General features: G+C 60.7%; 9 protein-coding genes and 1 rRNA gene. 9 read left to right on the top strand and 1 reads right to left on the bottom strand.

Annotated elements, in window-relative coordinates:
- Positions 1-27 precede the first annotated feature (27 nt).
- The 8 genes from FB466_RS05240 to FB466_RS05205 all read left to right on the top strand — a co-directional run bounded on the left by FB466_RS05240 (position 28) and on the right by FB466_RS05205 (position 7,666).
- Positions 28-1,326 carry a dihydrolipoamide acetyltransferase family protein gene (locus FB466_RS05240; protein WP_141916418.1) on the top strand — a complete coding sequence of 433 codons (1,299 nt, stop codon included), beginning with the start codon at positions 28-30 and terminating at the stop codon, positions 1,324-1,326.
- Positions 1,327-1,377: 51 nt separating this feature from the next.
- Positions 1,378-2,784, top strand: coding sequence for an MFS transporter (locus FB466_RS05235; protein ID WP_141916416.1), 1,407 nt, complete (start codon positions 1,378-1,380; stop codon positions 2,782-2,784).
- A gap of 31 nt (positions 2,785-2,815) precedes the next feature.
- Positions 2,816-3,868 (top strand): metal ABC transporter substrate-binding protein, encoded by a 1,053-nt coding sequence (locus FB466_RS05230; RefSeq protein ID WP_141916414.1) that lies wholly within the window; start codon positions 2,816-2,818, stop codon positions 3,866-3,868.
- A gap of 4 nt (positions 3,869-3,872) precedes the next feature.
- The gene (locus FB466_RS05225) at positions 3,873-4,652 is read left to right on the top strand and encodes a metal ABC transporter ATP-binding protein (RefSeq protein ID WP_246054529.1); all 780 of its coding nucleotides are present in this window, start codon (positions 3,873-3,875) and stop codon (positions 4,650-4,652) included.
- Between the two features lie 4 nt (positions 4,653-4,656).
- Positions 4,657-5,625, top strand: a complete 969-nt coding sequence (locus FB466_RS05220; protein WP_246054528.1) for a metal ABC transporter permease — start codon at positions 4,657-4,659, stop codon at positions 5,623-5,625.
- A gap of 2 nt (positions 5,626-5,627) precedes the next feature.
- Positions 5,628-6,452: a metal ABC transporter permease gene (locus FB466_RS05215; RefSeq protein ID WP_141916411.1), complete on the top strand. Its 825-nt coding sequence runs from the start codon at positions 5,628-5,630 to the stop codon at positions 6,450-6,452.
- Positions 6,433-6,831 (top strand): Fur family transcriptional regulator, encoded by a 399-nt coding sequence (locus tag FB466_RS05210; RefSeq protein ID WP_141916410.1) that lies wholly within the window; start codon positions 6,433-6,435, stop codon positions 6,829-6,831. Before FB466_RS05215 ends, FB466_RS05210 begins: the two co-directional genes overlap by 20 nt.
- A gap of 199 nt (positions 6,832-7,030) precedes the next feature.
- The gene (locus FB466_RS05205; RefSeq protein WP_141916408.1) at positions 7,031-7,666 is read left to right on the top strand and encodes a ScbR family autoregulator-binding transcription factor; all 636 of its coding nucleotides are present in this window, start codon (positions 7,031-7,033) and stop codon (positions 7,664-7,666) included.
- A gap of 3 nt (positions 7,667-7,669) precedes the next feature.
- Here the strand turns inward: FB466_RS05205 and FB466_RS05200 are convergent, their stop codons facing one another.
- Entirely contained in the window at positions 7,670-8,665 is a 996-nt protein-coding gene (locus FB466_RS05200; protein WP_170206034.1) for a ScbA/BarX family gamma-butyrolactone biosynthesis protein, read from the bottom strand.
- A gap of 908 nt (positions 8,666-9,573) precedes the next feature.
- Here FB466_RS05200 and FB466_RS05195 point away from each other — a divergent pair.
- Positions 9,574-11,094, top strand: a 16S ribosomal RNA gene (locus tag FB466_RS05195).
- Positions 11,095-11,222 lie beyond the last annotated feature (128 nt).

The following is an 11,222-nucleotide window of genomic DNA, read 5'->3' as shown; positions in this document are numbered from 1 at the left end:
CCAGATCTACTCTCCGAGGAGAACCCCATGAGCGACACACCGTTCCTTCTGCCCGACGTCGGCGAGGGGCTCACCGAGGCCGAAATTGTCTCGTGGCGCGTGGCCCCCGGCGACTCGATCGCCATTAACCAGGTGATTGTGGAGATCGAGACGGCCAAGTCGCTCGTAGAATTGCCGTCGCCGTTTGCCGGCACCGTGGGCGAGTTGCTGGTGAAGGAGGGCGACACCGTGGCGGTGGGTGCCCCCATCATCATGGTGAGTGGGGCCGCCTCCGATGAGCCCGCTGCCGACACCGATGTCGCCGAGGCGGTTCAGGATGCCGCGGCCACCATCACCGATGAGGCTGCGGTCGGCACGGTCCTCGTGGGCTACGGCACCTCCGGTCACGCCAAGAGTCGCCGTCGCCGCGGCGGCGAGTCGCCGCTTGTCCCGGTGCGGCCCAGCTCGGTGCCCGCTGCCTCCGCCTCCCCGGTTGTCGCCAAGCCGCCCATCCGTAAGCTGGCCAAAGATCTGGACGTGGATCTCGCCGAGGTGCAGGGCACGGGTCTTGCTGGTGAGATTACGCGGGATGATGTTATCCGGCACGCATCGCAGGCGAGCTTGTTCCGCAACATCCAGACCCCGGAGGAGTCGGATGAGCGTGAGGAACGCATCCCCGTCAAGGGCGTGCGCAAGACTATCGCCAAGGCGATGGTTGACAGCGCCTTCACCGCCCCGCATGTGAGCCTCTTTGTCGATGTGGATGCCACCCGCACCATGGAGTTCGTCAAGCGACTCAAAGCCTCGCCAGACTTTGCCGGGGTGAAGGTGTCACCGCTGCTCATTATCGCCAAGGCGATTATCTGGGCCGTGCGACGCAACCCCACCGTCAACTCGGAGTGGACCGATGAGGAGATCATTGTTCGCCACTTCGTCAACCTTGGTGTCGCCGCCGCCACCCCGCGCGGGCTCATCGTGCCCAATGTTAAAGAGGCGCAATCGCTCAGTCTGCTCGCCCTGGCGCAGTCTCTCGAACAGCTCACGCTGACCGCACGGGAGGGTCGTACGAGCGCCGCCGAGATGACTGGCGGCACCATCACGATCACCAACATCGGTGTGTTTGGGATGGATACGGGTACGCCCATCCTCAACCCCGGCGAGGTTGCGATTGTTGCCCTGGGTACGATCAAGCAGAAGCCCTGGGTGGTTGACGGCGAGGTCCGCTCGCGTTACGTTACGACGGTGGGTGCCTCGTTTGATCACCGCGTAGTGGATGGCGATGTGGCGAGCCGATTCGTCGCCGATGTGGCGAGCGTGATTGAGGAACCGGCCCTCCTCCTGGACTAGGCGTGCGGACCGGGCCGGAGGCTCACCCCTCAATCCGATAGGGAGCAGTGGATGGCCGAGAGAATGACGTCCGAGAAGCGCACCGTGCTCTCGCTCGCGGTACTCGCATCCTTCGTCGTGTTCCTGGATGGCTCGGTCGTTAACGTGGCTCTGCCCGCGATCACGGCGGATGTCGGCGGCGGCCTCGTGGTCCAGCAGTGGATTGTGGATGCCTACCTCATCACCCTCGGCTCGCTCATCCTGGTGGCCGGCTCGCTCAGCGATGTTTTTGGTCAGGTCCGGGTGATGCGGTACGGCTTGATCGGTTTTGCGGCCGCATCCGTGGCGATTGGTTGTGCGCCCACGCCCGAGCTCGTGGTAATTATGCGCGGTGTGCAGGGCATCGCTGGCGCGTTGCTCGTGCCGAGTTCTCTTGCGCTCATCACGTCCACCTTTCGCGACGAGGAGCGGGGTCGGGCTATCGGGGTCTGGACCTCTCTCACGAGCGGTGCCATGATTGTGGGGCCCATGCTCGGCGGTCTCTTTGTGGACCTCGGCCTGTGGCGCGGTATTTTCTTTATCAATGTGTTCCCGGTCGGGGTCGCTCTCTTCCTGCTGGCGGGCCTGCGTCGGGTTGATGTTCGAGCCCCCGGCTCCGCCGTCGATTATCTGGGTGCCGTGCTGTGCGCCGCGGGTCTCGGCGGGGTGGTTTTTGCCCTCATTGAGCTGCCTCGTCTGGGGGCCGATAATCCGGCCATTTTTGTGCCCGCTGTGGTCGGCGTGCTGGCGCTCGCCGGTTTTGTCTGGCGGCAGGCGGCTATCACTTACCCGCTCATGCCTCTCGACCTGTTTCGGGTGCGTAATTTCTGGACCGGCAACATTGCCACGGTTTTCATCTACGCCGCGCTGAGCCTGAGCGGCTTCGTGATCGTGGTGTATTTGCAGCAGGAGGCCGGTGTGTCCGCGCTGGAGGCGGGGCTCTCGATGCTGCCGGTGACGATCCTGATGATCCTGTTCAGTTCCCGGGTGGGTCGCCTATCCGGTCGCTACGGTCCGCGGTTTTTCATGACGGTGGGCCCACTCGTCTCGGCAGCCGGGACGCTACTGATGCTCGGTATCCGCCCCGACTACAGTTACTGGACCCAGCTGCTCCCCGGGGTGGTTCTCTTTGGTGTGGGTCTCACCCTCACGGTGGCCCCGCTCACATCCGCGATTCTGGGCTCAATCGACACGGGTCGCTCGGGTATCGCCTCGGCGGTCAATAATGCGGTTTCTCGGATTGCCGGCCTGGTGATTACTGCCATGCTCGGCGTGATTGTGGGGGAGCGGCTCGATCTGGCCGGATTCGGCCGCAGTCTGATCGTGTGTGCCGTGTTACTGGCGGCGGGTGGTATCGTGTCGTTTTTGGGCATCCGCACCCCGCGGTTATCGGAAACGAGCCCTGTTTCGGGGCCATCAGAGAAGCCTCGCCAAGATTGAGAATCGTTCTCAATAGAGGTAGTGTGGTCGAATGCCCCACCATCGAGGGGCCGATACGATCAACTTAGACAGGCACCACCGCATGAAGCGAGCCTCGCTGCTCACTGCCCTCACCCTCACCGCCGTTCTTTCGGCCACAGGTTGTTCGGCCACCACCGCACCGAATCCCTCTCCCGCCAGCAGCCTCGCTGTTGTTGCGACCACAACGCAGGTGGGTGATTTCACCGCCAATGTGGGGGGCGACCTGATTGCCCTCACCCAACTACTGACTCCCGGGGCCAGTGCTCACCACTTTGATCCCACCCCGGCCGATTTGGCCACGCTCGCGGATGCGGATGTCCTGGTCATCAACGGTGCAGGCTTGGAGGGTTTCCTGGATTCCGCGATTGAGGCCTCCGGTTTTGACGGCATCACAATTGATTCGAGTACCGGTATTGCCCTGAGCGGCGGCGAGGATCACGCCGAGGCGGCCGAATCAGAGGGTGCCCCTGAGCGCGCGACCGGGGAGGCCAAAGGCAACCCCCATGTCTGGACGGATCCCGCGTTGGCGGAGAAGATGGTCATCACTATTGCGAGCGGCCTGGCGAAGGCCGACCCGGCGCACGCCAGCGCATTTGAGGCCAATGCCACGGCATACAACGCCAAACTGGCCGAGTTGGACACGTGGGTCAGAACCAATGTCAACGCGGTTCCGGCCGAGAAGCGCCTGGTGGTGAGTAATCACGACGCGTTTCATTACTTCCTGGATGCGTACGACATCACGTTTGTCGGCTCGATTATCCCGAGTTTTGAAGACAATGCGGAGCCGAGCGCGGCCGAGATTGACGCTCTCGTCGCCAAGATCACGAAGCTCGGTGTCCGGGCGATCTTCTCCGAAAGCTCTGTGAGCGACAAGACCGCGGCGGCGATTGCTCAGGCGGCCGGTGTGACGGTCTACTCGGGGGAGGACGCGCTGTTTGGGGATTCCCTGGGAGCGGCTGGCTCTGGCGGTGAGACCTACATTTCGGCGACCATCCACAATGCCACGGTGATTATGGAGTCCTGGGGCATCACACCGACCCCTGTTCCCGCTGGCCTAGAGTAGTTTCGTGACCGAGATCTCCACCGACTCCGCGGCGATTGACCTGCGGCACGCCTCCTTTTCCTACGGTGGCGCGCCGCAGTTGAGCGATGTGACCGCCCGTATCGAGCGCGGCGAGGCGGTGGCCCTGGTCGGTCCCAACGGGTCCGGTAAGTCCACCCTCCTGAAGGGCATCCTGGGCCTGGTTGATGTGGTGGATGGCGAGATTACTGTCCTGGGTGGCTCACCGCGAGAGGCCCTCCGCCGCGTCGGCTACCTGGCCCAGTTGAGCGAGGTTGACCGCGAGTTTCCGATCAGCCTGCGTCAGGTGGTCACGATGGGCCGTTACCGTTCGCTCGGCCCGTTCGGCTGGCCGGGGCGACGTGAGCGCGAGCTGGTGGATGCCGCGATCACGCGTGTGGGTCTCGCCCCGCACGCTCATCGCCGGTTTGGCGAACTTTCGGGTGGCCAGCAGCAGCGCGCACTCCTGGCGCGCGCGCTCACGGTCGAGCCCGAGATCCTCCTGCTTGACGAGCCCTTCAACGGGCTTGATCGCGCGAACCGCAGCGCTCTTCTGGATACTCTCAACTCCCTGCGAGCGGAGGGTGTCACGATTGTCACCTCAACGCACGACCTTGAGCTGGCTCGCGAGGTCTGCACGCGGGCGATGCTCCTCAATCGCACGCTGATCGCGTTCGGGTCGGTGGAGGAGACGCTCAAGCTGCCGCTCGTGGAGCGCACGTTTGAGGGCACCGTGGCGCATGTGGACGGCCACAATATTATCCCCGTCCCACCCGAGCACGGATAGCCCCGTGGATCTCGGTTTCTTCTTCGACCCGTTTAGTGTGCCGTTCATGGCGCGCGCCCTCACGACCGTGCTCGTGCTGGCCGTGGCGAGTGGCATCGTGGGTGTTTTCATCAATCTTCGCAATCTGGAGTTCATCAGTGATGGCCTGGTGCACGCGGTCTTTCCCGGGCTGGTCGTGGGCTTTGTCGCGAGTGGCACCGATGGCCTGCTCCCCGGAGCCCTCGTCGCGGGTGTGCTTGCCGCCCTCCTGCTCACGGTGGCGAGCCGCAGGGGGGTGGGGTCGGATGCCGCGATTGCGGTCGTTCTGGCCGGTAGTTTCAGTATTGGCATCGTTATTGTTTCCCGTGAAACAAACTATGTCAGTCAACTGGAGCAACTCCTCTTTGGCGGTGTGCTCACCGTCACGCCATCCCAGCTCACGCAGATCATCATCGTGGGGGTGGTCGCGGTTGTTCTCGTTGTCATCACCTGGCGTCGGCAGCTCTTCCTCGCCCTCGACCCCGTGGGCTCGCGGGCCGCCGGTTACCGGTCGCTACCCACCGAGATCGTCCTCAACTGCGCCATTGCCTTGCTGGTGGTCGCCGGCTCTCAGGCGTTGGGTAACCTGCTTGTGCTCGCGCTGCTTGTGGTTCCCGTGGCCATCGCCCGCCTGCTCGTGCGTCGCCTGATGCTGCTCGCCCCCCTCGCGATCATCTCTGCGGCCCTGGCCGGCTGGCTCGGTTTGGTTACGAGTTTCCACGCCTCGATCTCCTATGGGATTACGGCCTCTCCGGGTTCGCTCATCGTGATTATTCTGATTACCCTGTATGCCGTCGCCTTGTTGGGTCATCTGCTCGTCGAGCGCATCCGCACGGCGCGTCGCGCGGTTCCGCACACCTGCTTTGAGCACACGGGCCAGCACCCGGTTCTTGACCTGGACCAGGATGTCTCGGCCCGCCGTCGCTGGTCCGCTCGCTTCCGGCGGGCGGTGTAGTCGTGGGTTTCTTCGAACTGGCCATCCTCGAGGCGGCCCTCCTTGGTGCCCTGAGCGGCATCGTCGGCACAATCGTGGTTCTGCGCCGCCGTGCTTTCTTCACGGTGGCCCTCACCCATGCAACCTTCCCCGGCGGGGTGATTGCCGCCCTGCTTGGCCTCAATATTCTGCTCGGTGCGGCCGTATTCAGCATTGTTTTAGTCGGGATCATGTTGGTTATTTCACGCGTTGATCGCCAGGGGAGCCAGGTTGCCTCCGGCGTTGTGCTCACATTTGGCTTCGCGCTGGGTGCACTGCTGCAATCGCTCAATCGCGATATGTCGGTGCAGGTGGATACCTTCCTGATCGGCAACATTCTCACGGTGTCACCCGGTGATATCGCGGTCACGGCGGGCGTTCTTGTGCTTGCCGTCCTGTGCGTGCTGTTCGCGGGTAAGCAGTTGCTCTTCTCCAGCTTTGACCCCCAGGGGTACCGTCTGGCAGGATTCCGTCCCGTGGCTATTGATCTTGTGGTGCTCGGCCTGATCGCGGCAACGGTGGTTGTGTCGATGCCCGCTGTGGGTTCGATTCTCGCCATCGCGCTGATTGCCGGTCCGGCCGTGAGCGCTCGGCTCATCATGCGCCGCATCGAGTGGATGATTCCCCTGGCGGTCCTGTTCGGTCTTGTTTCCGGCGTGGGGGGTCTCTGGGTATCCCGCGTCTTTTCGGTTGCGGCCGGGGGGGGCATTGCTCTCACGGCCTGTGCGATTGTGATGTTGGCTGTGGCCTATGATCGGGTCAGGCAGTACCGGGCCGAGAGGAGCGCCAATGGCGGCCGTGAAGCGTAATACGTGGCAGCGTGAGGCTGTGCGGGCCGCTTTGCTGGCCGGGGAGGGCTTCGTGAGTGCGCAGCGTCTGCACGCCACTCTGCACGCCACGGGCTCACCTATCGGGCTGGCGACCGTGTACCGGGCCCTTGCCGATTTGGCTGTGGTGGGGGAGGCGGATTCTCTCCAGTCTCCCGAGGGCGAGAATCTCTACCGCGCCTGCGATTCGAGCGGCCACCATCACCATCTGATCTGTCGTGTGTGTGGTACGACGGTCGAGATCGCGGCGCACGACGTGGAGTCGTGGGCGCAGTCGATTGCGCTGGAGCACGGCTTCACGGATGCCCACCATGTTGTCGATGTTTTTGGTCTCTGTCGGCAGTGTTCGGCCTCCACCTAGGTACGTATTCCCGCGTTCTCTGATGTCTCGGGCGTGTCGCAGACCTCCCATTTTGAACAAAACGCTCGGTATGCAAGGCAAGATCTCAGGCTTTTGGCGTATTTTGTACCGAATATTCGCTTTTCACGTGTGAGATTGCTCGTTTTCGCGCAAAACTGCGGATACTCTTGGTTTAGGAATAGTTCAGAAAGGGAGGCTCGTGGCAAAGCAAGCTCGTGCAATTGCTACGCGGGAGGCCATCATCCAGGCTGCTGGAATGGTCTTCTCCGATCTTAGTTACTCGGCGGCAAAGTTGTCCGACGTGTTACGTGAGGCGGGGGTTACGCAAGGTGCATTATATTTTCATTTCGAATCGAAACATGATCTCGCGGTGGAAGTCATCAAACGCCAACATGAAACGACTTGGAGCGCAAGCGAAAAGTTCTTAGAGGCCGATATGCCCGGCATCGAGGCGTTGGTGATGATTTCTAAGTCAATTGCGACGCAACTTACGGGTGATCCCGTGGTTAGCGCCGGTTTTCGATTGACGACCGAGTCGGCCAACTTCTTCCCTGAGTCCGCTAGCAGTCCATACATCACGTGGATTCAAACTGCCGAGCGTTTCTTGGAGAAGGCCGTTGCCGAGGGTGATGTCGATCCCGATATCAACATCCCAGATACGGCTAATTTTGTCATTCAAAACTTCACCGGCGCGCAGTTCATGTCGCAGTCGTTGAGCAACCGTCAGGACCTGTTTGAGCGTCTCGAGAAGATGTGGAACCGTCTTCTCCGTCTCCTTGTTCTTCCGGACCGTTTTGAGAAGTTCGCTGATCTTCCGGTGAAGTCGCGTCCTTAGGTTTTAGCTGACGGTTCTCCCGCCAATCACTGGCGGGAGAACCGTCATATGAATATCGACACTGGGTCGGTCTTTCTCCTGCGTGACAATACATGTCAGGGTGTTAAGACCGGCCTTGTCTGTTGTCTGGGCGTGCAACTGTAGTCGCGCCTGCCGGTCGAGTTCCACCCAGTCTGTCCCCCTCAGGGAGTAGCGGAGGCTGTGTGACCCCGCCGCCCCACACACCGCCTGGGCCGCCTGGGCCGCCTGTCGAGCCGCCTCAAGCAGCACTAGCGGGGGAACCTGGTCGGTCGGCCCGTCGAAGAACACCGGTTGTGTGCGCGGTGGGACGATGAGCCATTCGCGCCCCGAGGCTGTCGTAGATTCGTCGTCTCCGCTCCGTGGTGGTTGTGAAATGTCGATAATCACGGATCTGTCGTGGTCGTCACCGTCGAACGGTTCGGGCACGGACGAATGCGGCCGTGCGCCTCGGATGCGGTTGTAGGTGCGCGCCGGGATGACCCGTATCCGCACCTCTCCGCGTGCGATCGGTGTGTCATTGCGCCGAAGCGTCACGGTGGACCGTAGGTCGCGCGGGCACGTACCGCCACCAACCAGCACGTCGATGCTGATGTCGGCGATCACGTTCTGGCCGTCGCCCGCCGTATCTCCGGTGCCGACTAGCGGTTCGATGAGCAGTTCTGTCGGTTGAAGGTGGTGGGTCACGGGTACGGCGTAGTATGCGTGTGCGATGAGGAGCGTGGCTTGCTGTACCGTTTCGGCAACGAGCAGGATGTCCACTTCGCCTGGTTGAGTTCGAAAAAAGTGGTGTTGCCGCGGCCATTGCGCCGCGGCCACATAGTGGTGGGCATCGACTCGGCGGTGATCGGTGAGAAGAACGTCTGTCACCGAGCTCTTGTGGACGTAACTTCGCGCAACGGTCTGTTCGAAGCGCAGGGCCTGTGTCGCCGGACGCGCTGCATGCACATCCGGCGGCGCATAGTTAACCGGGTTCTGCATCAGGTCTCCCCTCGGTCTGGGGTAAGCAATCGGTGGATACGGGCCCCATTCAGCGCAGCCCTCTGGGCTGGCCCATATACTACTCAGGTTTTCCTGGGTGGATGTCGTGTGCCGGCTGTCCCGCCCATCGTTACCCCCGTCCATTCCGGGCACTCCTGTTGCCGCTCATACCGCGTGATACCTGCGTCTGAGGCGACCGACCGCGGTCCCGATCCTCAGCTTCTGCACCAACTTCCTGCGTACCACCTGGCTTCGGCGCGCTTGTGGGCGCACGCTAATCGTGTTCGTCTGCTGCGTGCGGTACGAAGCGCAGTCCGTTTTTGTCAGTGTGTTGACGTGTGACACGCCCGGGTTGTGTTGGTGGTTGGGGTGGTTTGGCCTGTGGTGGTGGGGTTTTTGGGTGGTGTGGGGTGGTGTGGATTTGCGTGGTGTTGAGTTTCGGCTGTAATGTAATCCAAGTACCCCACAGGTGCGGCAGAGCGGTTAGCTCGCCGGCCTCAAGTGGCACCGATTCATACTCCACATTCCCTGCTTGGTTGCGGGGGTCAGGTTTTAGTGTGATGATGTAACTCCTGCTCTTGTGAGTGTCAGGTTCTTTTCTTCTGCTGTTATGGCGGGGTTGATTTGACAGGAGCTTGTGGGAGTGGCAGGATAGAGAAGTTGCCTAGAGGGCAGGTTGTGAGACTGGAACTCTGGTGCGTCCGATCCTTGAGAACTCAACAGCGTGCACAATGTCAAATGCCAAATTATCCTCGCCATCAGCTTTGGTTGGTGGGAGAGATTCCTTTGGATTAGACAGATTGTCAGACAATCTGATTTAGTCAGATCAAACTCGTGTGTTGTCCGCCTTTTTCCGGTGGCTTCATGCACAAGATTTAGTGGCGAGCTTGCTTGCTGCTTATTAATCATTTACGGAGAGTTTGATCCTGGCTCAGGACGAACGCTGGCGGCGTGCTTAACACATGCAAGTCGAACGATGAACTGGGAGCTTGCTCCTGGGGATTAGTGGCGAACGGGTGAGTAACACGTGAGTAACCTGCCCTTGACTCTGGGATAACTGCTGGAAACGGTAGCTAATACTGGATATGACCCCTGAAGGCATCTTCTGGGGGTGGAAAGAATTTCGGTCAAGGATGGACTCGCGGCCTATCAGCTAGTTGGTGAGGTAATAGCTCACCAAGGCGACGACGGGTAGCCGGCCTGAGAGGGTGACCGGCCACACTGGGACTGAGACACGGCCCAGACTCCTACGGGAGGCAGCAGTGGGGAATATTGCACAATGGGCGCAAGCCTGATGCAGCAACGCCGCGTGAGGGACGACGGCCTTCGGGTTGTAAACCTCTTTTAGTAGGGAAGAAGCGAGAGTGACGGTACCTGCAGAAAAAGCACCGGCTAACTACGTGCCAGCAGCCGCGGTAATACGTAGGGTGCAAGCGTTGTCCGGAATTATTGGGCGTAAAGAGCTCGTAGGCGGTTTGTCGCGTCTGCTGTGAAAACCCGAGGCTCAACCTCGGGCCTGCAGTGGGTACGGGCAGACTAGAGTGCGGTAGGGGAGATTGGAATTCCTGGTGTAGCGGTGGAATGCGCAGATATCAGGAGGAACACCGATGGCGAAGGCAGATCTCTGGGCCGTAACTGACGCTGAGGAGCGAAAGCATGGGGAGCGAACAGGATTAGATACCCTGGTAGTCCATGCCGTAAACGTTGGGAACTAGATGTAGGGGCCATTCCACGGCTTCTGTGTCGCAGCTAACGCATTAAGTTCCCCGCCTGGGGAGTACGGCCGCAAGGCTAAAACTCAAAGGAATTGACGGGGGCCCGCACAAGCGGCGGAGCATGCGGATTAATTCGATGCAACGCGAAGAACCTTACCAAGGCTTGACATATACAGGAAACGGCTAGAGATAGTCGCCCCGCAAGGTCTGTATACAGGTGGTGCATGGTTGTCGTCAGCTCGTGTCGTGAGATGTTGGGTTAAGTCCCGCAACGAGCGCAACCCTCGTCCTATGTTGCCAGCACGTAATGGTGGGAACTCATGGGAGACTGCCGTGGTCAACACGGAGGAAGGTGGGGATGACGTCAAATCATCATGCCCCTTATGTCTTGGGCTTCACGCATGCTACAATGGCCGGTACAAAGGGCTGCAATACCGTAAGGTGGAGCGAATCCCAAAAAGCCGGTCTCAGTTCGGATTGAGGTCTGCAACTCGACCTCATGAAGTTGGAGTCGCTAGTAATCGCAGATCAGCAACGCTGCGGTGAATACGTTCCCGGGCCTTGTACACACCGCCCGTCAAGTCATGAAAGTCGGTAACACCCGAAGCCAGTGGCCTAACCGTAAGGGAGGAGCTGTCGAAGGTGGGATTGGTGATTAGGACTAAGTCGTAACAAGGTAGCCGTACCGGAAGGTGCGGCTGGATCACCTCCTTTCTAAGGAGCATTTGGCGCTCTTCGGAGTGTCCAGAGCCATTACAGGAGCGAATGTTTCCTGGTGGTTGCTCATGGGTGGAACATTGACATTGATGCATCATGCCGGATGGTGTGGTTTTAGTACGGTC

The organism is Klugiella xanthotipulae (genome assembly GCF_006716695.1).
Taxonomy (GTDB): Bacteria; Actinomycetota; Actinomycetes; order Actinomycetales; family Microbacteriaceae; genus Klugiella; species Klugiella xanthotipulae.
The sequence above is the reverse complement of the archived record's forward strand: the minus strand, read 5'-3'. Positions and strand labels throughout refer to the sequence as shown.